Genomic DNA, 26,138 nt, shown 5'->3' on the forward strand with positions numbered 1-26,138 from the left:
ACACGGAATGGGTCAAAGCATGAGCGGAACATCAAATCAGGACGTGCTGACGGCTTTCATTGCACGTCGCCATCCCGATTACGCCGTGATGCTTCCCCATTGGGAGTTCCTCCAGGCAACCTACCGCGGTGGCCGGGCCTGGTTCACCGAGAACATCTTCAAGTTCTTCAAGGAGGGCACGGACGAGTTCCGTGACCGCCTCAACCGCGCATATCGCTTCAACCACACGCGCGAGACCGTCGATCTCGTCACCAAGTATCTCTTCAAGGCCAAGGTCGAGCGCAACGACAACAGCGCCACCGAGGCCGTGAAGCGCTTCTGGAAGCGCTCGACCAAGTCGGGCATGACGATCGACCAGTTCGCCAAGCACCTCGCCATGTCGACGTCGGTGTTCGGCCAGGTCGGCGTCGTCGTGGACTCCAAGCCTGTCGACGGCGCGGTCTCGGTCGCCGACGAGAAGAAGGCGCCGAACCCCATCTACGCCTACATCGTGAAGCCGATGGACATCCTCGACTTCGCGCTTGAGGACGACACCGACGGCAAGCTCCTGTGGATCCTCATCCGCGAGTGGGTGCGCGACGACGAAGACCCGCTGCTCGGCACGGGCCAGCTCAAGCCTCGCTTCCGCCTGTGGCGCCCGCACGAGTGGGTGCTCTACGAGGAGGTCGACGCCGGCCGGCGCGGCAAGGTCGTGCGCGAGATCTCCCGCGGCGACAACCCGATCGGCGAGATCCCTGTCGTCTTCGCGCGCCACACGATCGGCGAGAGCCACTATTCGGCGCCCGCCCTTATCGACGACACGGCCTATCTCGATCGCGCGGTCGCCAACTACCTGTCGAACCTCGACGCGATCATCCAGGACCAGACCTTCTCCCAGCTCGTCATGCCGGCGCAGGGCATCCTGCCGGGCGACGACAAATACAAGCAGCTCGTCGAGGCGGGCACCAAGCGCATGTTCACCTACGACGGCAGTCAGGGTGGGGCAGGGCCGGAATACATTTCGCCCGACGCCGCGCAGGCGCACGTCATCATCGCGGTCGTCGAGAAGATCATCAACGAGATCTACCACACGATCGGCCTGGCTGGTGAGCGCACCAAGCAGGACAACGCCATGGGCATCGACAACTCGTCGGGCGTCGCCAAGGCATACGATTTCGAGCGCGTGAACTCGCTGCTCAACGCGAAGGGCGAGGCCCTGGAGAACGCCGAGAACGAGATCGTGCGTCTCGTCTCGCTCTACGCCAGCGAGCCTGTGCCGGCCGACCGTCTCGTGAACTACCCCGAGACCTTCGACGTCGCGACCCTCACCAACGAGCTCGATACCGCCGAGCGTCTCGCCAAGATCCAGGCGCCCAAGGAGCTGCGCCGCGAGCACGCCAAGCGGATCGTCGAGAAGCTGTTCCCGACGCTGAAGGAGGATCTGAAGAAGACCGTCCTCGAGGGTGTCGGCAAGTGGCTCGAGGCCGAGCCCTCCCAGCCTGGCGCACCAGGCGCACCGAAATCTCCCGCTCTCCGGCCGACCAACACGAACCCGCGTCAGGGTCAGGTCACGCCGCAGACCGGGACATAAGCCGAGCCGAGTGACTGGCTCACGCAACACGAAGGCCGAGAGACTGGCCGAAAGGAAGACCACATGACCGAACTTCTGAACCGCCTGACCAAGACGTCCGGCTCGATCGCATCCATCGCTTCCTTCGGGACGGGCTTCGGCCTTCGCTTCCCGCAGATCGCGTTCGCTCCGGAAGGTGGGGCGGGCTCGGGCGGCGGCTCGGATGAGGGCGAGGCTGACGAGGGCGACGACGAGGACGAAGACGACGCCGGCAACGAAGGCGGCTCGGACGAGGGACAGTCCGACGACGACGACGCTGGCAACGAGGGCACTGACAAGAAGCCGACGGATCGTGAGGCCAAGCTCCTGAAGGAGTCGCTGTCGCGCAAGAAGGCGCTCAAGGATGCCCAGAAGGCGCTCGCCACCGCGAACGCAGCCCTGAAGGCGTTCGAGGGGATCGACCCCGCGAAGGTCCGCAAGCTGATGAAGGACCAGCAGACGGCGGAAGCCAATGCTGCCGAGGCGCGTGGCGAATACGAGGAGTCCAAGCGCATCCTCCAGGAAGCGCACACCGAGGAGCTGAACGCCAAGGACGTGCTGCTCGCCGAGAGCAACACGACGATCAAGGGTCTCCAGGACCGGATCAACGAGCTGACGATCGGCGCCAAGTTCACGAGCTCCAAGTTCGTGAGCGAGGAGCTGGTGCTGACGCCGACCAAGGCGCGCCAGGTCTACGGTGCGAACTTCGAGATCGCCGAGGACGGCACGCTGACGGCCTACGACCGGCCGGCCAGCCAGGAGGGACGCAAGAAGCTCCTGAACAAGAAGAGCGGCGAGCCGGCGACGTTCGACGACGCCATGCGCCAGCTCATCGACGCCGACTCGGATCGCGATCATCTCCTGCGCTCCAAGACCAAGGGTGGTGCCGGCTCCGGCACCAAGGAAAACGGCGGCAAGACCCCGGCGAAGGCACCCGACACGTTCGGTCTGTCCCGCATCGAGGCCGCGCTTGCCGCTTCGCGGAAGAAGTAAGTAAGCGATTACTCACTTTTTCCTTTGTTGATCGCCGCCTGCGGGTTATACTGCCCAACAGATTTTCGCAGTCCCGCAGGCGGGCACAGAAAGGAAGAAATCGACCATGCCTCTTCTCGTTGAAGAAGCCGAAAAGCTCTCCGAGATCGACCTCGTCCGCGGCGTCATCGAAGAGATCATCCACAAGGACGAGCTGTTCGCTCTCCTCCCCTGGGTTCGCACCGAGGGCAAGTCCTACGACTACGTCCGCGAGCTGACCATCTCCGAGGGCGAGTTCCTGTCGGCCTACGAGGACGTGCCCGAGGGCGCTGCCACGTTCGACGAGGTCTCGACCAAGTGCAAGGTGCTGGCAGGCCAGATCCTGCTCGACAACTTCACGACCGAGTCCATGTCGGACCTCAACCCGCAGCTCGGCATCCAGATCCGCTCGAAGGCCAAGGGCCTGGGCATCAAGTTCCGGCGCACGCTCGTCAACGGCGACTCCAGCCAGAACAAGAAGTCCTTCGACGGCATCAAGACGCTGACGCCGGCCGGTCAGACGCTCGTCGCGGGCGCCAACGGTGGTGCGGTTTCGCTCGAGGCTCTCGACGAGCTGAAGGACGCGGTCCTGCTCGGCGCTGACGCCTTCATGATGCGCGAGGGCACCTGGCGCGGCCTGAAGTCGATCCTGCGCACCTTCGGCGGCAACACCGCGCCGATGATGATGATCGAGAACTTCGGCATGGTGCCGGCGATCGACGGTATGCCCGTCATCATCAACGACTTCATCCGCGCGGACGAGGTCCAGGGCACCAACGACAAGACGACCTCGATCTACGCGCTGCGTCTGAACGAGGCCGACGGCTTCCACGGCCTCTGGGCCGGCGCGCAGGCGGGTATCCGCTACGAGCATCTCGGCACCTCGCACGTCAAGGACGCCGACCTGCACCGCCTCAAGTGGTATTGCGGCACGGCCCTCAAGGCCACGCACGCTCTGGCCCGTCTCAAGGGCGTCACCAACATTTAAGCTTGGTGATAAGTAACGACTTACTTTAGAATGGGGCAGGGCAATCCTGCCCCTTTCTGTTTGAGAAGGTCATGAGCCGCATTATCGAGATCTACGGCCGCAGCAATTGCGGCTTCTGCGCACGAGCCAAGGAGCTCGTCGCATCGGAGGGCCTGGCCTTCCGCTACCATGACGTCGCCGACCCCGCCTTGAAGGCCGAGATGGACCGGCGCGCGCCAGGCGCCCGAACCGTGCCGCAGATCTTCGCGGCCGGCGAATACATCGGCGGGTTCGATGATCTCGAAGTCCTGCACCTGACCGGCACCCTCCCGATCACCGACAAGGAAATCTGATCATGAAGCCTATGCTTCTGCGCCTGAAGAGCGGCGCTTTCACCGGCTACAACGGCCATCTCGGCAACGCCTTCTTCCAGGACGGGACGTCCGTGGACGTCGTGGCGCCGGCCGTCGCCAACCAGATCGCCGGCATCATGGAAGCCGTGCATGTGGACGAGGACGGCGTCGAGCACCCGGCCGGCCGTCAGCACCAGGTCATCAACGGCGTCGCGATCCGCGTGGCCGAGACCGCACCGCTCGCACGCCAGACCGACGCCGAACGCGAAGCCGAAGAGCGCGCCGAGCGCCTGCGCACGGCCAAGGCCGATAGCGTCACGCTGCGCACCAAGGACGAGCTCGACGCCCTCGCCGACAAGGGCGGCATCAAGGCCGTGCGCGTCGTCGCCGAGGAGTGGGGTCTCAAGGGACGGTCGATCCCTGCCCTGATCGAGTCCATCCTCACCGCGCAGGCCGAGTTCGTCGAGGCGCGCAACGCTTCCGGCGCGACGCAGATCGAGGCCCCGGTCGATCCGGTCAAGCCGGAAGGCGAGGGCGCCGAGGAGACGTCGGTGGATGACGACGACCTCGCGGCCAAGATCGCGGCGGCAGCGGCCCGCGGCATCGCCGACGCCATCAACGCCGAGACGGCCGACACCGACGAGACCGGCACGGGCGGCGAGGGCGGCACCGAGGCCACCGGCGAGGGCCAGGAAGGCACGCAGGAGAGCGAGGACGCTTCGGGCGAGGGCGAGAGCACCGACGAGACCGAAGACGCTCCCACGGGCTCTGGTGAGGGCGAGGGCACCGGCGAAGGTCAGGGCGAGAGCGACGAGGGTCGCGAGTAACCCATGCAGATCTTCCCCGAGAACTACGTCGTCACCTACGACGTCCCGCTGCACGACCTGAACGACAAGCCCGTCGAGGTGACGGGTGCGAGCGTCTCTGTCACCGACGAGCGTCGCCGGCCGCTGGGCGCGATCGACGCGGTTCTCGGGGAGACGCTGCGCGTCGTGGTGCCGGCCGAGCTGAACGCGCTCCAGGCGGGCACGAGTGGAATGGAAGGCCGTGTCGTCACGGTCGTCCTTCACACGCCGGGCGGCGACATCACGCGCCAGCTCGTCTACGCCGTCCAGGGCACGGACTCGCTCGCCGTCCCGAACAACTCCTTCCAGACGATCCACGAGGCGCGCATCAAGGCGTTCGACCTGCCGGGCCTCAAGATGGTTCACGGCGCGTCCGATCGCGACCTGCGCGCCGCGCTGATCGAAGCCTACGCGCGCCTGACGCGCATCTCCCTCAAGATCATCGACAGCTACGACCGCGAGACGCTGATCCTACCCGAGGTCAACTACCGGACCCGCTTCACCTACATCGACCAGCAGCACTGGCACGAGATGGATGTCGCGACCTTCGACGACTTCCCGGCCTACTTCACGGATCGGCTGAAGCGCGCGCAGATCATCGAGGCCGACGAGATCCTGACCGGCGACATCATCGGCGACAAGCGCCGGGCCGGCGTCCTGTCGGAGTCGATCGGCGAGAGCTCGATGATGTTCCGCAACGGCGTTCTCGACATGGGCGTCACGCGCGCAGCGCTCGAGGCGCTGACCGGGCTCGTCCACTACCAGTTCCGGATCACCCGCTGATGTTCATCCCGAACCGCAACGGCTCGCTGGCACGCTCGACCGGCTACGACTTCCACGCCCAGCCGTCGTTCGGTCGGGATGAGGACGTGCGCTACGCCTCGATCCACATCAACCAGATCCTCTCCTCGACAACCGTGCGCGCGGACTCCTCCGCGTCGCGCGGAGCCGCTGACGAGATCGTCGCCAAGGCGACGGTGCTCTTCCCGGCCAAGGTCGAGCCGAACGTCAACGATCGCTTCCGCGACCGCGACTTCCCGCAGCTCTTCCGCGTCACCAAGGTCGAGCCCCGCTACAACGTCGCCGGTCAGATCGACCATTGGCAGTGCGACCTCGAGCCCTTCGAGGTCGAGGCATGATCGGGTCGCGGGTGAGGGGAGCCGAGGCGCTCGCCGTGGAGCTGCGCCAGATCGCCGAGCGCGTGGCCGACACCTCGCGCAAGCAGCTCCGGCGCGGCGCCGACGAGATCGTCAAGGAAGCGCGCCTCAACGCGCCGGTCGACGAGGGCAACCTCGAGGAGTCGATCCGCATCGAGCGCGAATACGAGCCCGGCCGCGGGCGCCTCAAGATCGATGTCGTCGCGGGCGGCGAGGTCAACGGCGTGAACGTCGAGCAATACGCCCTCTACGTCCACGAGAACTACTCCTCGATGCAGCCGGGTCCGAAGACGCTCGCCAAGCAGCAGGCCAATCCCTCGCGCATCGTCGGGGAGAAGTTCCTCGAGCGTGCGGCCGAGGCCGAGTTTCAACGCCGCTTTCGCGCTCGCATGATCGCGGCCATCATGAGGGAAGTCCCGTGATCTTCGACATCCTGCGCGACAAGCTCGTCGCGGCCGAGCTGGGCATTCCCGGCAAGACGCTGTTCCTCAACGCCATGCCGGGCGACGTCGCGATCGGCATCATGCTCAAGAGCCCGATCCAGGGCATCCGCATCGACCACGAGCTGCCCGGCTACTACGACCCGAGCCTTCAGGTGATCGTGCGTCACGGCGATCCTGTGAAGGGCGCGGCGCTCGCCGACCAGGTGCAGCGCTGCCTGACGGTCGATAAGCGCGAGCGTCACGATGCAACGGCCGAGCGGGGCGCCGTCCAGATCAACCAGTTCCTCCCCGCCCACACGCCCATCCAGTTCCCGCGGATGAACGGTGGCGGGATCGAATGGTCGCTGAACTTCCGAACGAGCTTCGCGATCGCCTGAAACACCTTGCCACGCCGCGTTACGGCGCGGTATGATAAGTAAACGCTTACTCATTCTGCCAACGAGAGGAAATCCATGGCATCCGATACCCAGAACGTGAAGCTCGGCGTGTGCCGGCTTTTCTTCGACGACAAGGATCTCGGCTTCACCAAGGGCGGCGTCGAAGCCGCGGTGGAGACGTCGACCCAGGAAATCACCGTCGACCAGCTCGGTAACTCGCCGATCGGCGAGCGCATCACGGGCCGCACCTGCACCGTGACCGCGCCGCTGGCCGAGACCACGCTCGAGAACCTCGTCGCGATCATGCCGGGCGCCCAGCTCGTCACCGACAGCCAGGATCCGACCAAGAAGAAGGTCGTCGTCCCGGCCGGCGTCGGCATCGACCTCCTCGAGATCGCCAAGAAGCTCCGGCTGCACCCGAAGGAGAACGCGGACGACGACACGTCCGAGGACTTCATCGTGCCGCGCGCGGCGACCGCGGGCGCTGCGACCTTCGCCTACAAGCTCGACGAGCAGCGCGTCTTCAACGTGGTCTTCAAGGCGTATCCGGACGCCGAGACCGAGACGCTCTTCGTCGTCGGCGACGAAACCGCCAAGGCGTAATCCTTCCAACCAAAGAAATAAGTAAGCCCCTACTCACGGAGTAGGGGCCTCTGCTTCCCAGGAGACCACCCGCATGTCCGATACCAATGTGAAGTTCCTCGACCTCGACGAAGTCGCCCCGAAGGTCGGGTTCGCGATCAAGCTCAAGGGCCAGCGCTACGACGGCAAGGAAGCCACCGTCGAGGACTTCATCAACAACACGCTCGACATCCAGGCGCTCGGCACGAAGACGACCGCGAAGGAAGAGTTCGACATCACCGTCAAGATGCTGATGCGCGCATTCCCCGGCCTGCCCGAGACCGACATTCGCAACCTGACGCTCTCCCAGATCCAGGCGTTCGTGCAGTTCGCGCAGCAGAACAACGGCCAGGACGAGGTCACGAAGAGCGCCGGCGACGACGCCAAGGCCGAGGCCGCGTCCGAGGGAAACGCTCCGGGGGCCTGAAGGCCCTCGACTTCGGCTTCCTCTTCACCCGCGTCCACCGCTTTTACGGCTACGCGAACCGCAACGCTCTCCTTGGGGAGTCGGCTCGATACTTTTGGCATCTCCACAAGAGCATCGACCGCATCCTCGCCGAAGACAGCCTTCGCCAGATCAACGCGATCGCTTCGGCCACCTCTGAAAAGGGGTTCGAGAGCTTCACCAACGCCATGACCAAGCAGATCGGCACGGTCGCCGAGTTCGATGCTGCCGAGGTCGCACAGGAGGAAAAACTTGATCGAGCGGGCCTCGCGGCCCTGAAAGGCAAAGGCAGACTGAAATGAAGGGTATCACGGTAGAGCTGGAGCTGGCTGACGGCTCCTTCACGACGCGGATGCTGCGAGCCGGCCAGACCGTCCAGCAGTTCAACCGGGTCGCGGCCGGCTCGAACCAGATGCTCCAGCGCCTTGCCGCCTCCAACCAGTCGGTGATCTCCTCGATCGCGATCGCCGACCGCAACACGAAGGGGTTCGTCGCCACGCTGCGCGACGTCTCCATCGTGACCGGCGCCGTCACCTTCGCCATGTCCGCCATGACGAGCGTCGCCCACGGCTGGGTCGGCGCGATCCTCGAGGTCAACGCCGAGTTCGAGCGTCTCACGCACCTCATGGCCGGCATGTCGAAGTCGGAGAACCCCTTCGCCGAGGCGTCCAACAACGTCGAAGTCCTCATCAAGAAGGCCAAGGAGGTGCCGTTCACCCTGAAGTCGGTGACGGACAACTTCGTGAAGCTGAAGGCCACCGGCACGGACCCGTTCAACGGCTCGCTCGATGCCATCATGGACGGCATCGCGGCCTTTGGTGGCTCGGATCAGCACTTCAACCGCGCAACCGTCGCCATCTCGCAGATGATGGGTAAGGGCGTCATCCAGATGGAAGAGCTGCGCCAGCAGCTCGGCGAGTCCGTCCCGTCGGCGATCGCGCTCATGGCGCGCTCCATGGGCCTCTCCATGGGTCAGCTCATCAAGGCGGTCGGCACCGGCACCGTGGAGTCCAAGCGCGCGCTGGAGATGCTCTACGCCGAGATGGATCGCACGTTCGGTGGGCGTGCGAACGCCATGATGGACACGTTCATGGGTCAGCTCAAGCAGACCGAGACGCTGTTCCAGACGCTCGCGCGCACGACGGGCGATGCCGGCTTCATGGACGAGATGAAGAAGCAGCTTCTCGACCTGAACCAGGTGCTCGGCTCCTCGATCGGCACGTCGATGGCGCAGACGCTCGGCCGCGGCCTGACGACGATCGTCCAGGGCTTCCGGTCGGTGATCGACAACGCCATCGAGTTCCGCGGCTCGATCGAGCGCCTGGGCAAGGCTCTCCTGACCGTGTTCGGCGCCAAGCTCGTCTTCGCCGGCATCGGGCAGATCACCACGGCGTTCGGCGCCCTGCGCGCTTCGCTGACCGCGACCGGCGTCCAGTTCGGCGTCGCGAGCCAGCAGATCTACCTCTACAACGTCGCGGTGAACTCCGGCGCGGCCGCAACGACGCTGATGGCGCGCGGAACGCAGGTGCTCCTCGCTGGCGTGTCGGGCCTTGCGATGGGCATCACGGCCGTCATGCCGTGGCTGACGGCGCTCGGCTTCGCGGTCTACGCCGTCGGCGAGTATTTCGACCTCTTCGGCAACAAGGCCAAGGACGCCTACAAGGAGCTCGAGCAGTTCGGCGCGCGCTCGCGCGAGGCGTTCAACATCGCCGCGACTGCGGCCGACGCGCAGGTCGGCAAGCTTGAGAAGCAGATCGCCGCCATCAACAAGGCGTTCAATGCCAAGGATCGCGACGAGGTCGCCGCGAACTGGATGGAGCGCTACGGCTCGATCGGCGATCCGGAAGCTGCCAAGCAGGCACTCGACCGGATGCTCGCCAACTACGACGCCCAGATCGACCCGATCAAGAAGAAGATCGAGGAGATCCGCGGCGTCATGTCGAAGGGCGAGACGCAGCTCCTCGAGGACGAGGAGCGCGCGAACCTCCAAGCCTTCCAGACGATGCTCGACAAGGAGATCACCTCCTACAAGGCCGCATACGACAAGCGGGCGGTCCAGATCTCCGAGGAGTCCGACGCGCAGATCCAGTCGGCCAACGAGACCGGCCGCACGCTCCAGGCGATCACCAAGGAGCGCCAGGAGAAGACGCTCGCCAACCAGCTCGGCCTCTACAAGCGCGAGGAGGACTTCCTGCGCGCCAAGATCGCCGAGGAAGCCAAGATCATCACGGAGTCGGCCGACGAGGTCGCCAAGGATCTGGCGCAGAAGCGCACGGCCGCGCTGAACGCCCGGCTCGTCGAGACCCTTGCGGCCGCAGACCGCGCCAAGGGCATCGATTGGGGCGCGCCCATGGTCGATAACGTCGACGATGGTCAGAAGGCATACGATCGCGGCCAGAAGCGCCTCGAGAACCTGAAGGCCGAGATCTCCGGCATGAAGGCCGAGCTCAAGGGCGCGAACGCCGAGGTCGTCGAGCTCCAGACGCGCATCGCCACCGGCCAGTATGGCAACATGGGTCTCGAGGAGGTCCAGAAGCTCACGGACGAGCTCGTCCAGGCGCAGGCCGAGAAGGAAGCGCTGGACGAGCTGATGAAGGGCTCGCGCGCTCTCGACGCCGACATCACGAGCGCCCGCGTGCGCCTCGCCAACGAGGAAGCCGACCTCAAGACCAAGCTGCGCGGCGAGGAGCTCTCGGAGGCCGACAAGATCCGCAACAAGTGGATCGAGGGCGGCTACCAGGGCCTCGGGCCGAACTCGCCGATGCAGGTGGGTCTGCGCGACATCACCACGCTCCTGAACACGACCGGCACCGTGACGGACGGCGTGGGCAACGCGCTGCGCAACAATGCCTTCGGCGAGCAGACGGCCGGCCGCATCACGACGATCACCGATCAGCTCCGCGAGATGGGGAACCTTCTCGGGATCATCTCGACCAACGCGAACGGGATCTCCTTCGGGGATGTCGCGCGCGGCGGCGCGGGCTTCCGCACGCTCTCCGGTCCGCTCGGCGCCGGGATGCGCGACCTCATCGGCTACGCGGAAGGCACCGACAAGGGCCGGGGCTACAACGAGACGCTCGGCTACGGCGCCTACACGGGCGGCGATCGCAACCTCGTCGGCATGACGCTGAACGAGATCCTTCAGCTCCAGAAGCAGATGCTCGCCCATCCGGCGAACGGCTACAACTCGTCGGCGCTCGGCCGCTACCAGATCGTCTCCAAGACCCTCAAGGGTCTCATGGAAGAGATGGGCCTGTCGGGCGGCGAGCTCTTCAACGAGCAGATGCAGGACGCGATGGCCGACCGGCTGATCGCGCGCCGCGCCGGCCAGGGCGTCGACGGCTATCGCAACGAGTGGGAGGGCCTGCGCCGGATCGACCCGCAGACGATCCTCGCTGCGCTGTCGGGTCAGAACCGTCCGGGCGCCCCGACGATCGAGAACGCCAAGCGTCTGGAAGCGGGCGGCAACGTCCCGTCGTTCTCTGCCGGCGTCGTCGCGACGGCCGAGCAGGCCGCGCAGCGCGTCGCCGACGACAAGGCGGCGCTCGAGAAGATGCTCACCCCGATCGTCGAGGCCGAGGCGCGCAACAAGGGCCTCAAGGGCGAGGTCGCGATCAAGAACTTCGTCGATGGTCAGATCAACGAGATCGAGAAGATCAAGGAGGAGATGGGCGGCACGGCCAAGCGCCTGGCCGCGACCCAGAAGGCGATCCGCGACGGCAAGATCATCGGCGACAACCGTGATCCGGAGAGCGCCGTCTACAAGGAGATCATCGAGAACGCGAAGAAGCTGGACGCGGTCGAGGCCGAGAACGCCGCGAAGAAGAAGTCGCGCCGGCAGATCGAGCGTGCCGAGGCCAAGTTCGAGCAGCAGGAGGAGGAGATCCGTCGTCGCGCCGAGGAGGCGTCGATCCGGATGCAGGATCCTCTCGAGAAGAAGTCCTCGAACGAGTTCCGCCAGCTCCAGGCCCAGCTTGCGCAGCACATGAAGGAGATGGAGACCTTCTACGGGAAGGACTCGGCCGAATACGCTGCCGCGCTCGAGCGCAAGAAGGCGCTCCTGCGCGAGTTCACCAACCTCGAGGTCTCCGAGCAGGCCGCGGGATGGACGACGCGCGCCCAGGAGATCCGCCGCTCGCTGATGACCGAAAAGCAGGCCCGGCAGGTCGCGCTCCAGGAGGAGATCGGCCGCATCGACAAGATGCTCGCGGACTACGTCGGCTCGGAAGAGGAGAAGGTCCAGGTCGTGAAGGCCGCGGAGGAGCTCAAGGCGCAGCTCCGCGCGCAGTATTCGGCCGACGATCCGATCTCCAAGAAGTTCCGCGAGTGGGGCGATCTCCAGGACAACCTGGCGAACGCCACGACCGGCTGGATGGACTCGGTCGCGGGCGGCATCGCCGGCCTCATTACCGGCACCGGCGACTTCCGCTCGATCGTGAACGGCATGATCAACGACATCGCCAACATGGGCGTGAAGTATCTGATGTCGTCCATCATGGGCGGCGGGGACAAGGGCACCAAGGGCACCGCGAAGGGCGTCCTCAAGAAGGGCGCGACCAAGGGGATCGGCACGGCACACACGGGCGGCATCATCGGCTCGTCGAACCTCGCCCGCTCCTTTGTGTCCTCGAGCCTGTTCGCGACCGCTCCGAAGTTCCACACGGGCGGCGTCATCGGTGGCCGGTCGCTGACCTCGGACGAGGTGCCGATCATCGCCAAGAAGGGCGAGGGCGTCTTCACGCCGGAGCAGATGAAGGCTCTCGGCGGGCTGAACGGCGGCGCGGGACCGAGCGTCAGCCTGTCGTCCAGCGTGACCGTCAACGCATCGGGAGGCTCGGCCGAGCAGAACGACGACCTGGCGAAGAAGATCGGCCGCGAGGTCGAGAACCACACCCGAACGATTGTAGTCGAGGAAATGCGCCGGCAGATGCGTCCGGGCGGCATCCTCCCAGGACGAGGACGCTAAGATGGCACTACGAACCTTCAGGCCGGCGAAGCCGCCGGCCGGCCCGACGATGATGAAGCCGAAGTTCAACATCAAGAAGGCCGAGTTCGGCGACGGCTACACGCAGACGACGCCCAACGGGCTGAACCACATGCGCTACACGCTGACGCTCCAGTGGGACACGCTTCTCCCGTTCGAGGCCCGGCTCATCATCGCCTTCCTCGAGGAGCACCAGGGGACGATCCCGTTCCACTACCAGCCGGTGAACTCGGACAAGGCGCGCAAGTGGACCTGCGAGGACTGGCAGGACTCGGCCGAGCCGGGCGGGTTCCGCAAGCTGTCGGCGACCTTCGTCGAAAGCTTCGACCTTCGCCGCTGAAACGGCTGGCGTTTAAGTAAGCAATTACTTATCATGTCGGGATGGCATCCATCACCCCGACACTCCAGAACCTGACGCCTGGCGCGAAGATTTCGCTCTACCGCATCGACACGCGCAAGGTCGGCGGCGGGGAGTATTTCTTCTGCCAGGCGTCGCAGTCCGACCAGGCCGTGAAGTTCGGCGGCGTCGTCTATTCGCCCGTCGACATCGAGGTCGAGGGCTTCGAGGTCACGGCCGGCGGATCGCTACCGACGCCCACACTCCGGATCGCGAACTCGGATCTCACCGTCCAGGCGCTCGTGAACACGTTCGGCGACCTTCTCGGCTGCGAGGTCCAGCGCGTCCGCACCTTCCACCATCACCTCGACGGCCAGATGGCCGCGGACCCGACCGCCTATCTCGGGCCGGACACCTTCGAGATCGAGCGCAAGACCGACGAGAACTACGCCTACATCGAGTGGGAGCTCTCGGCCGCGATCGACCAGGACGACGCACTCCTGCCCAAGCGCACGGTGATCCGCGACACCTGCCTCTTCCGCTACCGCAACTTCAACCCGAACACCGGCCGCTTCGACTACTCGAAGTGCCTCTGCCCCTATGCGGGCGGCGCCATGTTCGACCGCAACGACAACCCGACGAGCGATCCGACCAAGGACGAGTGCTCGCGGCGCGTGGGCGGCTGCAAGCTGCGCTTCGGCGCGAACAATCCGCTGCCCTTCGGCGGCTTCACCGGCGCGTCGAGGGTCCGCTGATGCTTGGGTCCGAGATCACCAAGGCCGCGCAGGCGCACGCCATCGCCGAGTTCCCGCGCGAGAGCGTCGGCTTCGTCGTCGCCGGCCGCTACGTGCCCCTGGAAAACGTCCACGAGAGCCCGACCGAGCACTTCCGCATCGATCCCGCGGAGGAAGCGCGCGCGGCCGTCTCCGGCACGGTGGAGTGGGTCATCCATTCGCACCCGAACGGGCCGAACTCGCCGAGCCAGGCCGACATGGTCGCGCAGCGCTCCTGGGGCATCCCTTGGGCAATCATCGTGACGGACGGCGAGAGCGCGTCCGATCCGATCATGTGGGGCGACCAGCTCCCCATGGCACCGCTTCTCGGCCGCGAGTTCGTCCATGGCCTGCACGATTGCTACGCGCTGATCCGAGACACCTACCGGGTCGGCCGCGAGGGCATGGCCGCGCAAGGGCTGTCCGAGAACTGGCCGTTCCCCGCGATCGAGCTGCCGGAAGTTCCGCGCGGCGACGGCTGGTGGAGCGAGGGTCAGGATCTCTACGTCGACCATTTCCGGAAATTTGGATTTCGCGAAATCTCGATCCGCGAGGCGCAGCCCGGCGACGTGTTCCTCGGGACCGTCAGCCATCCGTCGGCACCGACCGACAAGATCAACCACGGTGGTCTCCTCGTCGAGGACGACCTGATTTTCCACCACCTCCCCAAGCGCCTGTCGCGCCGCGAGCCGTCCTCGATCTGGGCGCGCAGCGCGAAGCTGTGGATCCGATATGAAGGAGACGGGTCGGATGCGTAAGATCCACCTGCACGGTCATCTCGCCAAGTATGGCAAGACGTTCGAGCTCGACGTGCTGACGGCCGGCGAGGCCATCCGCGCGCTCAACGCCAACTTCCCGCGCTTCCGCGAGGATCTCGAGATCGGCCACTACCGCCTGGTGCGCGGCGACGAGAAGACGGGCTTTGCGATCGACCTCGAGGAGGTCAACGACTACCGGCTCGGCAACGCGGACCTGCACATCATCCCGGTCGCCGAAGGCGCCAAGCGCGGCGGTATCCTGAAGGCCATTCTCGGCGTCGCGCTCGTCGGCGCGGCCCTGTTCTTCTCGGGCGGCACGCTGGCCGGCGCGATCGGCGCGTCTGGCACGCTTCTCGGATCGGTCTCCTGGGCGTCCGTCGCCTTCATCGGTCTCGGCCTCGCGATCGCCGGCGCCTCGAGCCTGATCTCGGACCCCGACAAGAAGGGCGAGGACGAGAAGAAGACCAGCCATTCGCTCTCGGGGCCGACCAACACCTACGAGCAGGGCAACCCCGTGCCGCTGGTCTACGGCGAGGTCATCACGGGCGGTCAGGTCATCTCGGCCGGCATCGACATCGAGCAGCAGCTCAACCATGCGTAACGCCGCTCTCCCCATCGAACGCATCCTCGAAGGCTCGGGCGGCTCCATGAAGGGCGGCTCGGGCAAGGCCGCGAAGGAGGCGTCGGATACGCTGCGCTCCAACGCGATTGCGCGCATCGCCGAGCTGATCTGCGAAGGCGAGATCGAAGGTATCGTCGGAGGCCCGCAGGGCGTCTACTTCGACCAGACGCCGCTCATGAACGCCGACGGCACCCTGAATTTCACGGGCGTCGAGTTCGAGCAGCGCGTCGGCACGCCCGATCAGGATCACGTTCCCGGCCTCGTTCAGGTCGAGACGCCCTACGACGTGTCGGTCGAGGTGAAGCAGGCCACCGGCCCGGTCACGCGCACGATCGTCGACCAGGGCGCCGACGCCGTCCGTGTCATCATCAACATCCCGGCGCTCGTCCAATACACGGACAAGGGCGACATCAACGGCACGCACCTCGTCTACGGCATCGATGTCCGCCCCTCGGGCGGCTCCTGGGGCCGCGCGGTCCACAAGACGCTCGTCAACGAGAAGACCACGTCCGGCGTCCAGATCGACCATGTGATCGAGCTGCGCGGCACCGGCCCGTGGGATCTGCGCGTCGTGCGCGAGTGGCCGGACTCGACGAGCTCCAAGCTGTCGAACTCGCTGATCTGGGGCGCCTACTCGGTGATCCAGCGCGGCAAGTTCACCTACCCCTATTCGGCCTACGCCTACCTCGTCATCAACGCCGAGCAGTTCGGCTCGTCGATCCCCGCGCGCAACTACAAGGTCCGCGGTCTCAAGATCCAGGTGCCGACGAACTACGACCCCTACACGCGCACCTACTCGGGCATGTGGGACGGCCGCTTCAAGATCGCCTGGACGAACAACCCGGCGTGGATCTTCTACGACCTCCTGACCAACAACCGCTATGGCCTGGGCGAGTTCATCGACGCGCAGCGCATCGACAAGTGGTCGCTCTACCAGATCGGGCGCTACTGCGACGAGGTCGTGCCGTCGGGCTTCAAGAACCAGCAGGGCGGCGATCTCCACGAGCACCGCTTCACGTTCAACGGCGTGATCAACACGCGCACCGAAGCCTACACGGTGCTGAAGAACATCACGAACACGTTCCGGGGCATGGCCTTCTGGGCGGTCGGGCAGGTGTATGCGGTCGCCGACATGCCGACCGACCCGAAGATGACCGTCGCGCCGGCCAACGTCATCGAGGGGCGCTTCTCCTACTCGGGCACCAGCCGCAAGTCCCGGCACTCGGTCGCGCAGGTCTCCTGGAACGACCCGGCCGACTTCGGCAAGTCCGCAGTGGAAGCCGTCATCAACGACGAGGCGCTGCGCAAGTTCGGCTGGCGCGAGACGCGCGTCCAGGCACACGGCTGCACCTCGCGCGGCCAGGCGCACCGCTACGGCAAGTGGATCCTCGACACCGAGCTCCACGAGACGGAGACGGTCGCGTTCTCGGCCGGCTGGGACATGGCCGACCTCAAGCCCTTCGAGATCATCAACGTCCACGACCCGGCGAAGATGAGCGCGCGCACGGCCGGCCGCATCGTCGAGATCTCGGCGAACCTGCGCACCGTCACGCTCGACGCTGCGTTCGAGCCGGAGAACCAGTTCGCCTATCACCTGTCGGTCGCCATGCCGTCGGGCGTGATGGAGTCGGTGAAAATCCAGAGCTGGTCGAACGACGGGCGCACCGTCGTCCTCGAGCGCGCCCTGTCGGCCCAGCCGGTCGACCAGACGATCTACGGGCTGTTCTCGTCCTATCTGAACCCGCGGCCCTTCCGCGTGCTGACGATCAAGGAGAACGACGGCATCTTCCAGGTGACGGCGCTCCTGCACGACCCGACGAAGTATGCCCGCGTCGAGCGCGACATCCTGCTCGACCCGATCAACTACACGCGCCCGCCGTCCACGACCGAGGCGCCGATCGCGGCCGAGGCCGTCGAGACGCAGTTCCTCGAGAACGGCACGCCGGTCTCGCGCATCCTCCTGTCCTGGACGCCCGGCTCGCCGCTGGCCGTCCGGCACATGGTCGAGGTCGCCGGGCCGCGCGGGCGCGCGACCTTCAACAACATCGAGGTGCCCTACCAGGAGATCGAGAACGTCGTGGCCGGCCGCTACACGTTCAAGATCACCTCGTTCGGCATCACGGGCATTCCCTCGAAGCCCTTCACCTACGAATACGACGCAAAGGGCTGGGGCGAAGCGGCCATGCCGCAGGTCATCGACCTGCACATGCCCGGCGGGCCGGTGTTCAACCGTCCCGACGCCGAGATCGCCTGGACGAACGTCCTCGCCGCGCCGCAGTTCTATCTGCGCAACACGGTCCAGGTCTGGGATGCCGAGACCTCGACGCTCCTGCGCAGCGAAGTCGTGCAGGGCGAGCGCTACGTCTACACTCTGGAGCGCAACAGGATCGACAATCGCGCACAGGGACGCTCACCAGCGCGCAAACTGCGCTTCGTCGTCACTCTGCAAGATACGCTTGAGCGAACGAGCCCTGAAGCTTCCCTGGCCGTCGAGAACCCGGTTCCGGACACGCCGGCGCCCGAGGTCTATCCGGGCGTCAACCAGATCTTCCTGAACTGGACGAACCCGGCCGACCTCGATTTCGCCGGCACGCTCGTCTGGGTGACGGAAACGCCGAACTTCGATCCCGAGGTCGAGGCGCCCGTGGTCGACACGACGTCCTCGATCCTGTCCTACCCGATCTACAGCGGCCGGACCCAATACATCCGGATCGCCTGCTACGACACGTTCGGCAAGACGGGTCTCAAGTTCTCGCCGCAGTTCCAGGTGACGCCGCTCGTCTCCGACGTGGACGTCGACCCGCCCATCCGGCCGACCGGCTTCAAGGGCGAGTCCACGCTCACCGAGGACGGCCGCGCGCGCATCCTGTTCACCTGGGACGAGAACACCGAGGACACGGACCTCGCGGGCTTCCAGATCTCGATCCGCGAGGTGCTCTCGGACGGGACGCGCTCGAACTACGTGCCGTATCCGGTCTCCGACAACCAATTCGAGTTCGTCACGATCCCCGGCCTTCGCGTCGAGGCGATCCTGCGCGCCTACGATCGCCGCTTCAACTACTCGGTGGCGACCGATCCGATCATCGTGGACGCGGCTCGCGACCTCGTGGCGCCGGACGCACCGACGGGTCTGATCGTGCGCCCGACCATCAAGGCGCTATGGCTCACCTGGGCTCCGAACGAGGAGCGGGACGTCTCGCACTACGAGGTCTATGTCGGTGAGACGCTGGACGTCCTGCCGAACGCGATCGTCAAGGACAGCGCCTCGACGTCCTTCATCTACTACCCCGAAGGCGCGACGACCAAAGAGACCTACTACATGCGCGTTCGCGCGGTGGACGTCTCCGGCAACGCGAGCGACTGGTCGGGCGCGGTCTCTGCCTCGACGCTCGACACGTCCTCGATCATCGACGACCTCGAGTTCGACCTCGAGAGCCTCAACGGGCAGATCGACGGCACGCAGATCGACAACCTGTCGATCTCGACCCCGCATCTGCGCACCAACGCCGTGGACGCGCGCCATATCCGCGCCTTCGCGATCCGGGCCGTGCATCTCGCGACCGAGGAGCTGATCACCAACCGCGCGCAGATCGGCGATGCGGTGATCGACAGCGCGCACATCATCGAACTGGACGCGGCGAAGCTCCGGGCAGGGACGGCGCTCGCCGGCTCGATCGTCGTGGGCAACCAGACGCTCGCGCAGATCCAGGCGAACTCGCAGGCCGATCCGGTCGATCGGATCAATCGCGGCGCGACCTTCATCGATCCGGGCAAGATCCGCATCAAGGGCGCCTCGACGCTCACGAGCTGGATCATGGGCGGCGACTCCACCGAGATCAACGGCGGGGCGATCGCGGCCAACACCGTTAAGACCAACTCGCTCGAGGTCGGTCAGCGCGGCATCGCGATCGAGGGCGTGGAGTTCGAGCACAACAAGCCCTCGCTCAACTACGTCTCGTGGACGGCCGGCACGATCCGCTACATCACCGACGAGGGGATGCTCGCGAGCGTGTCGATCCCGGCCGGCCAGGCGCAATACACGGGCCAGCCGCTCTACCTCGTCTACATCGCCGGCACGGCCGGGGTGAGCTTCTCGACGTCGGTCGCCTACTCGGTCTCGGGCGGGGCGCAGAGCTGCATCACGCTCGCCTGCTACCGCGGCAACCTCGACCTCGTGACGAATTGGGGCCGCACGGTCATCGACGGGTCGAAGATCAAGACGGGCACGGTCGACACCGACCAGCTCGCCGCGCGCTCGGTGAAGGCCAACAACATCGACGTCGGCGCCGTCAACGCCGGCCATATCCAGTCGCGCCAGATCACGTCCGACAAGGCCGCGATCGGCTTCCTCCTGGCCGAGCACATCAAGGCCAAGCAGGTGAATGCCGAGCATATCAACGTGGGCTCGCTGTCGGCGATCTCGGCCAACATCGGCGACATCACGGCCGGCGTCGCGCGTTCGGCCAACGGCAAGTTCCGGATCGAGTTCGACAACGCGCGCATCCTGGTCTGGGACGAGAACAACGTCCTGCGCGTTCGCCTTGGGTTCCTGGGCTGATGGCCGCGTTCGGACTTCAGGTGTGGGACGCCCAAGGGCGTCTCACCGTCAACACCGATCGCCGGCTTGTCTCGATCCTGGGCTACACCGACGTCGGCAACGACGGCTTCCTCGACCATGGCGGGTTCTTGCGTGGCACGCCCGCCTGGTTCGTGCAGCCGCTTCCCAACGGCCAACCCTTCAACTTCTCGATGACGCCGCGGATCTGGATGGAAGGCGCGACGCGCCTGCGCTGGGCCTACCAGGGCTCGCCAGCGCTCGGCCAGGCGCGCGCGCATCGCATCATCTTTGGAACGCGCTGATGAGCTATGGCCTTGCAGTCACCAACGACCATGGCACGATCCAGATCGACCAGGACTTCTCGAACCTGGCGCTGCGCGCGTCAGGGCAGGCGGTCCTCACCGAGCAAGCCGTCGGCGGCACCGGCTACAACGTCTGGGCCGCGGAGATCGTCTGGCACGGCGAGTTCCCGATCATCTTCTGGCAGAGCTCGCACAACCTCGTTCTCCTGCGCACGCAGATCAACGGATCGGAGCACCGCTTCCTGATCGCCGGCCCGCGCGACGGGGCGAACTACCACGTCTTCAACTGGTTCATCTACGATCGGCCTCCTCCGAGCGGCGAGCGCTTCGGGCTCCAGATTTGGGACGGCGTCGGGCGGCAGGTGTTCGACAGCGCGCACCGCTACCTCGAGATCGTCCATCTGGCCGAGATCGGGCAGTCGTCTCAAGCGGACGCCGGCAACAACCACGACGTCGGGCCTGGCAACTGGATCGTGACCAACGGCTCTTTCCAGTGGTCGCTGGGCTCGATCCCGGTTCCCCAGCAAGGCGGAAACGGCGGAACGCAGATCGGCGGCTATATCTACTACTGGCGAGCGCACGGCATCCGAAACACCGGCATGGGGCTCAACGTGCGCGATATGTTCATCTGGCAGTCTGGCGGGCCGGTGAACTATCAGAACGTCGGCGGCGGGCCGATGTATGCGATGATCGCGCGAGCGCCGGAATAATCGATCGACGCGCCTACCGGCGTGCGGTAGGATAAGCAAACGCTTACTTATTTCCGCACGCCTTGAGGGACCATGACTACATTCTCCGACGCCCAGGGCTCGATCCTCGACTCGATCAAGGATCGGGCCGAGACCTCGACCACGTCGGCCGAGGAGCTCTCCTACCTCACGCAGGCTCTCAAGCAGATCGGCGGCACGGGCAAGCCGTCCAGTCAGGACATCGCCGCGACCCAGACCGCGCTCCTTGAGCGCATCCGCGCGCGCGCCGCGGAAGCGGGCGTGAAGTCCGAGGATCTGAACAACCTGGGCTCGGCGCTGCGCTACATCGGCATCGAGACCTCGCTGTCCGAGTTCCGGCTCCTCGTCTCGAAGGCGCTCACCGACCTCAACACGCTCGGCTCGGGCTCCGTCCAGGAGATCACCGATCTCGTCGTCGACGGCACGCTCGCGATCACGCAGCTCCGCGACCAGACCATCTCGCGCGTCGAGGCCGTCCGGCTCGACACCGAGGATTGGGACTCGCGCATGTCGGCCAACCGACAGGACGCGATCGACGCCGCATCCCGCGCGGCCAGCAGCGAGGCAAGCGTTAAAGCGGATGCCGACCGCGCCTCGACTGCTGCGACCAACGCCGGCACCAGCGAGAAGAACGCCAAGACGTCGGAGACCAACGCGGCGAGCTCGGCCTCGAAGGCAAAAACCTCCGAGATCAACGCCAAGAGCTCCGAGAGCAAGGCCGCGACGTCGGCGACGAACGCCAAGACGAGCGAGACGAACGCAGCCTCGAGTGCCGGCACCGCTGCGACCGATGCCGGCCGGGCCGAAGCTGCGGCGACGCGCGCCGAGGGCGCCGACATTTCGGGCCACGGGGCCAACACCAACAACCCGCACAAGGTCACGGCCGCGCAGGTCGGCGCCTACTCCAAGGAGGAAGCCGACACCCGAACCGGCGAGCTCGCCTACACCAAGACCGCGGCCGACGGGCGCTTCTACACCAAGGAGGAGATCGACGCGGTCAAGACGGCCTGGGACAAGGCGCTCTCGGACCATACGGCCAACAAGTCGAACCCGCACGCCGTCACCAAGGCGCAGGTGGGTCTGGGCAACGCCGACAACACGTCGGACGCCAACAAGCCCGTCTCGAGCGCTGCGCAGACCGCTCTGAACGCCAAGGAGGACGACCTTTCCCGGCGCTCGCAGGTCAACATCGCCGGCAACGTCGCTTCGGCCGGGCGCCGCGCGGTCACGCTCTATGGTGGAGCGAACGCGACGGGCTACGGCGAGATCGCGCGCGGGTCCGGCTCAAACGGCAACATGAATATCGTGAACACCGGGTCGGGCGACATCGTGCTTCAGCCGCAGACCGGCATCATCACGATCAACAACCAAGCCGTGATGTTCAAGCCGAACCAGCCGCGCTGCATCGGGCACCGCGCGCAGGGCCGCTTCGAGGACTTCAGCGGAAACACGTCCTACGGCATTCTGGGCGGCTTCGAGCTGAACGTGGGCGGCTTCTACTCGGGCGGTGCCATCGGGCCGAGCGGACAGGCGCTCCATGTCCCGACGACCGGCCTCTACCTCATCATCCACAAGGTCTATTTCGGCGACAACCAGCAAGCCCGGCGCCTGAACGTCCTCGTCAACAACTCGGTTTCGGTCGGCTTCTGTCACAACGTCGGCGCTTCGGGCGGAACCTCGACGTCCGTCTCGATGCGCGCTCTGAACGCTGGAGACTACCTCTGCTACCGGCCCGATCAGAACCCGGTGAACGTCTACACCGGGGCCAATCACACCGAAGTTCAACTCTACCTCCTGGGATAATCGATGCTCATCGAAATCACCGATGCGGAGATGCGCGCGCTCGAATACGAGATCGCTGACCCCGCCTTCCTCTACACCTCGCAGATCCAGGGCCGCGCCAAGGCGCTCGCCGACCAGATCGTCGCGCTTGAGGTCGACCGCTGCCGCAAGAACGGCATCGCGATCCCGTCGAGCGACGAGGCGATCGTCGTTCAGGCATACGAGGCCGGCACCGTGAAGACAGCCGAGCGGCGCCTTGCCGACGAGCTCGCCACGCAGCCGCCCATCGACGCGCCGGCCGAGCCTGGCACCCTCAAGGCGATCTCGCGCAAGCAGTTCGCGCTCGCGGTCTGCCAGGACGGGGTGATCAGCTTCGACGAGGCGCTCGCATGGGCGACTGTCGGCACGCTGCCGAAGATCCTGGCCGGCGTCCTCGACATGATCCCGGACGACCAGGTGCGCCAGGAGGCGATCATGCACCTGGCCGCGTCCACGCAGTTCGAGCGTTCGCACCCGCTCACTCCCTTCGTCGCCTACCTCCTGTCGAGCGACGAGAAGACCTACGACAGCGCCGCGCTCGATGAGCTGTGGGCGCGCGCTGCCACCCTCTGACCACAGCCACCGAAAGGAAATCACCATGGCCGACACCCCGAAGATGAACATCGCCAACTTCGCAGCCGACACCCTCAACGACCGCGTGACCGTCACGGTCATCAGCGAAGGGTCGGGCGGGCATAACCTCGCGATCTACGCGCCCTTCGCCGAGAGCGCCAAGGGCAGCGTCAAGGAGCAGGTGAAGGCGTCCGCGCTCGCCTATCTCGACCAGGTGCGCGCCGTCATCGCTGCCGCCTGATGAGCGTCTACACCGAGCCAGGTCTCCGGCTCGATTTCTTCGACGGGCAGGGGAGGGACGCCAAGCTCCTCGAGCCCATCGAATACGAGCGGGAGCACAAGGGATCGGGCCGATGGGTCATCGTCCCGGTCGGCTTCGTCACCGACGGCGCCACGGTCCCGCGCTGCCTGTGGTGGTTCCTGCCGCCGTGGGGCACGAGGGAGTCGAAGGCCGCGGTCGTCCACGACTTCCTTCTGTCGATGGGCGTCGAGTGGCGCGAGGCGGCGAGGGAGCTGCGCACGGCGCTGATCGCGATCGGCGTCAGTCCGGTGCGCGCGGAGATCGTCTATCGGGGCGTCCTCGCCAAGCGTCACATCGACGTATGGGTATCGTTCGCCTCCCGCTTCTGTTAGGATAAGTAATTGCTTACTTACCTGCTGGAAGGTCTCTCTAAATGTCGGTTCCCAAGGAAGGCTTCGCGCTCGCTCCGCGGCACCTGACGTATGCAGCGACCCTGATCGGTCTGTTCCTCGCGTTCTGGAACGGCACTGGATACCTGTCGAACCTCGAATACCGCGTCGCGACCGCCGAGAAGGAGATCGTGACGCTCAAGGCGGACAACAAGGAACTCCGCGTCGACATCGCCGGCAAGGTTGAGAAGCTCTCCACCCAGATTCACGGGCTCACGATCGCCATCACCGGCCTCGAAGCCCGTCAGCCGGAGAAGCGCTGATGTTCCGTTCCACCAAGCCTTTCCGGACGAGCGACGAGATCGTTCGTCCGGCCATCATGGCATTCTGCTCCTTCGTCCTGATCCTGACGGCCCAGCATCTTGGGCACCAACTCGCCGGTGCAGCGCAAGCCGCTCCAGAGCCGCATTCGCTCGCGCTGGCGTCTAAGTAAGAGGTTACTTTTTCACCATGAAGACCGTAGACCAGATGATCGCCGACATCATCCGTCGGGAAGGCGGATACGTCGACGACAAGAACGACAACGGCGGGGCGACCAATCACGGCGTCTCGCTGCGCTATGCCAAGGGCAAGCCCGAGCTGGACCTCAACGGCGACGGCGTGATCGACGCCAAGGACATCCGGCTCGTCACGCCCGAGATCGCAGCGGAGCTCTACAAGCAGGACTTCTTCGTCCAGCCGAACATTCACCGTCTGCCGCTGAAGCTTCAGCCGCAGGTGTTCGACATGAGCGTGAACGCCGGCGCCAAGCGCGCGGTGATCCTCCTCCAGAACACGATCTCGCAGCTCGGCATCCGCATCAACATCGACGGCGCGATCGGTCCCGTGACGATCCGGCTCGCAGAGCAGGCGATCGCCCGCTTCGGCTTCAAGCGCGTCAACAACGGCTACGTCACCAACCGGATCGCCTTCTACGAGCGCCTGGTCGCGAACGACGCCAAGCAGGGTCGCTTCCTCAAGGGCTGGAAGAACCGAGCCAACGAGTTCCGCCTGTGAGCCAGAAGCCGCGGGCCGGAGACGACAACTGGACGATCAGGCGACGGGTCATGCTCGTCGTCCTCGGCTGGCTGCTCGGCAACGCCCAATACATCATCCTTTGGGGCAACGAGAGCGCGCTGCACGAGCAGGCATTCCTCGCCCTCATGGGTGTCATCGTGTCGATCGTCGGCTGCTACGTCTTCGGAGCCGCCTACGACGACAATTCCAAGCGCAAGCATCGCCGCCCGTTCCCGCGATCGCCCTTCGGCGACGACGACGAGCCGCGTCTTGCCCGTCCTCGAGTGGATCCCGAATTTTGACCGTCGTTCTCACCTGGTTGGCCGGGAAGCTTCGCAAGCTCCCCGGTCGAGTCATTTTCACCCTCCTGTTCGTCGTAGCGCTCTGCCTGGGCGCGTTCGTCGGTGCGATGCACCTGCGCGACCTGAAAGCGACGATCGCGCGTCAGGCGGCTTCTCTGGCCGTCGAGCGCATCGCCAAGGATCTCGCCGAGCAGGCGAACAAGGAGCTCGAGCTCCTGATCGAGGACCAGACCTGGCGCCTCGAGAAGCTCCAGGACGCCAACCGCACCATCACGGAAGGCATGGGTCCGCTGAAGAAGCAGATCGAGGAGCTCACCCGCAAGCCGGCGCCGGTCCCGACCAACCGCCCCAACACCCCGACCCAGACCGAAAGCGCGCCCGATGCGAACCGCAGCCTTCCTGACCGCCTCAATGCTCTGCATGGCGACCTTAACCGGATGCTTAAGCAGTCGAGCCGGTAACGAACCCCTGGCGCGTCCGCGCGCCGAGCTCTTCCACCCGGCTCTCCCCGATCCGGTGGATCTGTCGATCGAGCGCTACGAGCTCTGCCCGCACGAAGACCCGGACGAGTTCGTCTGCCAGACCCCGGAGAACGCGCAGACCGCGCTCCGGAACAAGGCGGAACTGCTCCGGCACATGCAGCAGAGCCGCGCGCTGATCGACTACTACCAGACCGCAAGACCCACGAACTAAAAGCCTTCGATCTACATTAGAACTAAACAATATATCTTAGATATAAGCTCTAATGTAGATCGACGGATCTTCCGGCTCGAAACCACGATCCCCCGCATAGCTGACCGGCTCGCACGAATTTTTCCGTCTTGCGTCGTTCTAGGCGCCATGCAAGATAAATAAGCGCTTACTCTGTCGCTATGTTTCACCCATCG

29 protein-coding genes are annotated in these 26,138 nt (G+C 65.5%); all 29 read left to right on the top strand.

All coding sequences use genetic code 11. From position 1 onward, the window contains the following. Positions 1-19 precede the first annotated feature (19 nt). Complete coding sequence (locus AUL32_RS22950) at positions 20-1,570, top strand: hypothetical protein (protein WP_156421587.1); 1,551 nt, start codon at positions 20-22, stop codon at positions 1,568-1,570. Positions 1,571-1,633: 63 nt separating this feature from the next. Then, a complete protein-coding gene (locus AUL32_RS22955) occupies positions 1,634-2,581 on the top strand; it encodes a DUF6651 domain-containing protein (protein WP_062120514.1) in 948 nt (315 codons plus the stop codon). A gap of 106 nt (positions 2,582-2,687) precedes the next feature. Beyond that, a complete protein-coding gene (locus tag AUL32_RS22960) occupies positions 2,688-3,587 on the top strand; it encodes a major capsid protein (protein WP_062120516.1) in 900 nt (299 codons plus the stop codon). Between the two features lie 71 nt (positions 3,588-3,658). Further along, positions 3,659-3,919: a glutaredoxin domain-containing protein gene (locus tag AUL32_RS22965; protein ID WP_062120519.1), complete on the top strand. Its 261-nt coding sequence runs from the start codon at positions 3,659-3,661 to the stop codon at positions 3,917-3,919. Between the two features lie 2 nt (positions 3,920-3,921). Then, positions 3,922-4,746 carry a hypothetical protein gene (locus tag AUL32_RS22970; RefSeq protein WP_062120522.1) on the top strand — a complete coding sequence of 275 codons (825 nt, stop codon included), beginning with the start codon at positions 3,922-3,924 and terminating at the stop codon, positions 4,744-4,746. Between the two features lie 3 nt (positions 4,747-4,749). Next, the gene (locus AUL32_RS22975) at positions 4,750-5,547 is read left to right on the top strand and encodes a hypothetical protein (protein WP_062120525.1); all 798 of its coding nucleotides are present in this window, start codon (positions 4,750-4,752) and stop codon (positions 5,545-5,547) included. Continuing rightward, on the top strand, positions 5,547-5,903 hold the full coding sequence (locus tag AUL32_RS22980) for a hypothetical protein (protein ID WP_062120529.1): 357 nt from the start codon (positions 5,547-5,549) through the stop codon (positions 5,901-5,903). Before AUL32_RS22975 ends, AUL32_RS22980 begins: the two co-directional genes overlap by 1 nt. Then, positions 5,900-6,343, top strand: a complete 444-nt coding sequence (locus AUL32_RS22985; protein WP_062120532.1) for an HK97 gp10 family phage protein — start codon at positions 5,900-5,902, stop codon at positions 6,341-6,343. Before AUL32_RS22980 ends, AUL32_RS22985 begins: the two co-directional genes overlap by 4 nt. Further along, the gene (locus tag AUL32_RS22990) at positions 6,340-6,741 is read left to right on the top strand and encodes a minor capsid protein (RefSeq protein WP_062120534.1); all 402 of its coding nucleotides are present in this window, start codon (positions 6,340-6,342) and stop codon (positions 6,739-6,741) included. The genes AUL32_RS22985 and AUL32_RS22990 overlap by 4 nt, the downstream gene beginning before the upstream one ends. 75 nt (positions 6,742-6,816) lie before the next feature. Beyond that, positions 6,817-7,344, top strand: coding sequence for a hypothetical protein (locus AUL32_RS22995; RefSeq protein WP_062120536.1), 528 nt, complete (start codon positions 6,817-6,819; stop codon positions 7,342-7,344). A gap of 73 nt (positions 7,345-7,417) precedes the next feature. Then, positions 7,418-7,789: a hypothetical protein gene (locus tag AUL32_RS23000; RefSeq protein WP_062120538.1), complete on the top strand. Its 372-nt coding sequence runs from the start codon at positions 7,418-7,420 to the stop codon at positions 7,787-7,789. Positions 7,790-8,105: 316 nt separating this feature from the next. Beyond that, positions 8,106-12,773, top strand: a complete 4,668-nt coding sequence (locus AUL32_RS23005; protein WP_062120540.1) for a tape measure protein — start codon at positions 8,106-8,108, stop codon at positions 12,771-12,773. A 1-nt stretch (position 12,774) separates the two neighbouring features. After that, positions 12,775-13,131 (top strand): phage tail protein, encoded by a 357-nt coding sequence (locus AUL32_RS23010; protein WP_062120541.1) that lies wholly within the window; start codon positions 12,775-12,777, stop codon positions 13,129-13,131. Positions 13,132-13,172: 41 nt separating this feature from the next. After that, a complete protein-coding gene (locus tag AUL32_RS23015) occupies positions 13,173-13,883 on the top strand; it encodes a phage minor tail protein L (RefSeq protein ID WP_062120544.1) in 711 nt (236 codons plus the stop codon). Beyond that, a complete protein-coding gene (locus AUL32_RS23020) occupies positions 13,883-14,659 on the top strand; it encodes a C40 family peptidase (protein ID WP_062120547.1) in 777 nt (258 codons plus the stop codon). The genes AUL32_RS23015 and AUL32_RS23020 overlap by 1 nt, the downstream gene beginning before the upstream one ends. Next, entirely contained in the window at positions 14,652-15,260 is a 609-nt protein-coding gene (locus AUL32_RS23025; protein ID WP_062120550.1) for a tail assembly protein, read from the top strand. The genes AUL32_RS23020 and AUL32_RS23025 overlap by 8 nt, the downstream gene beginning before the upstream one ends. Further along, entirely contained in the window at positions 15,253-19,839 is a 4,587-nt protein-coding gene (gene gpJ / locus AUL32_RS23030) for a TipJ family phage tail tip protein (protein WP_062120553.1), read from the top strand. The genes AUL32_RS23025 and gpJ overlap by 8 nt, the downstream gene beginning before the upstream one ends. Next, on the top strand, positions 19,839-20,141 hold the full coding sequence (locus AUL32_RS23035) for a hypothetical protein (RefSeq protein WP_062120555.1): 303 nt from the start codon (positions 19,839-19,841) through the stop codon (positions 20,139-20,141). The genes gpJ and AUL32_RS23035 overlap by 1 nt, the downstream gene beginning before the upstream one ends. After that, positions 20,141-20,851 (top strand): hypothetical protein, encoded by a 711-nt coding sequence (locus AUL32_RS23040; protein WP_062120558.1) that lies wholly within the window; start codon positions 20,141-20,143, stop codon positions 20,849-20,851. The genes AUL32_RS23035 and AUL32_RS23040 overlap by 1 nt, the downstream gene beginning before the upstream one ends. A 72-nt stretch (positions 20,852-20,923) precedes the next feature. After that, positions 20,924-22,672: a hypothetical protein gene (locus AUL32_RS23045; protein WP_062120560.1), complete on the top strand. Its 1,749-nt coding sequence runs from the start codon at positions 20,924-20,926 to the stop codon at positions 22,670-22,672. A 3-nt stretch (positions 22,673-22,675) separates the two neighbouring features. Next, positions 22,676-23,263 (top strand): hypothetical protein, encoded by a 588-nt coding sequence (locus tag AUL32_RS23050; protein ID WP_062120563.1) that lies wholly within the window; start codon positions 22,676-22,678, stop codon positions 23,261-23,263. Positions 23,264-23,288: 25 nt separating this feature from the next. Continuing rightward, the gene (locus AUL32_RS23055; RefSeq protein ID WP_062120566.1) at positions 23,289-23,504 is read left to right on the top strand and encodes a hypothetical protein; all 216 of its coding nucleotides are present in this window, start codon (positions 23,289-23,291) and stop codon (positions 23,502-23,504) included. After that, positions 23,504-23,896, top strand: coding sequence for a DUF1353 domain-containing protein (locus AUL32_RS23060; RefSeq protein ID WP_062120568.1), 393 nt, complete (start codon positions 23,504-23,506; stop codon positions 23,894-23,896). The genes AUL32_RS23055 and AUL32_RS23060 overlap by 1 nt, the downstream gene beginning before the upstream one ends. 41 nt (positions 23,897-23,937) lie before the next feature. Then, positions 23,938-24,216 carry a hypothetical protein gene (locus AUL32_RS23065; protein WP_062120571.1) on the top strand — a complete coding sequence of 93 codons (279 nt, stop codon included), beginning with the start codon at positions 23,938-23,940 and terminating at the stop codon, positions 24,214-24,216. After that, positions 24,216-24,386, top strand: coding sequence for a hypothetical protein (locus AUL32_RS25385; protein WP_156421588.1), 171 nt, complete (start codon positions 24,216-24,218; stop codon positions 24,384-24,386). Before AUL32_RS23065 ends, AUL32_RS25385 begins: the two co-directional genes overlap by 1 nt. A 17-nt stretch (positions 24,387-24,403) precedes the next feature. Further along, complete coding sequence (locus AUL32_RS23070) at positions 24,404-24,949, top strand: glycoside hydrolase family 108 protein (RefSeq protein ID WP_082660041.1); 546 nt, start codon at positions 24,404-24,406, stop codon at positions 24,947-24,949. Continuing rightward, the gene (locus tag AUL32_RS23075) at positions 24,946-25,251 is read left to right on the top strand and encodes a hypothetical protein (RefSeq protein WP_156421589.1); all 306 of its coding nucleotides are present in this window, start codon (positions 24,946-24,948) and stop codon (positions 25,249-25,251) included. Before AUL32_RS23070 ends, AUL32_RS23075 begins: the two co-directional genes overlap by 4 nt. Next, positions 25,248-25,712 carry a hypothetical protein gene (locus tag AUL32_RS23080; protein WP_062120581.1) on the top strand — a complete coding sequence of 155 codons (465 nt, stop codon included), beginning with the start codon at positions 25,248-25,250 and terminating at the stop codon, positions 25,710-25,712. Before AUL32_RS23075 ends, AUL32_RS23080 begins: the two co-directional genes overlap by 4 nt. A gap of 55 nt (positions 25,713-25,767) precedes the next feature. Then, positions 25,768-25,944 carry a hypothetical protein gene (locus tag AUL32_RS25390; protein WP_156421590.1) on the top strand — a complete coding sequence of 59 codons (177 nt, stop codon included), beginning with the start codon at positions 25,768-25,770 and terminating at the stop codon, positions 25,942-25,944. The last annotated feature ends 194 nt before the right edge of the window (positions 25,945-26,138 follow it).

This window comes from Aureimonas sp. AU40 (assembly GCF_001463785.1).
Lineage (GTDB): Bacteria > Pseudomonadota > Alphaproteobacteria > Rhizobiales > Rhizobiaceae > Aureimonas.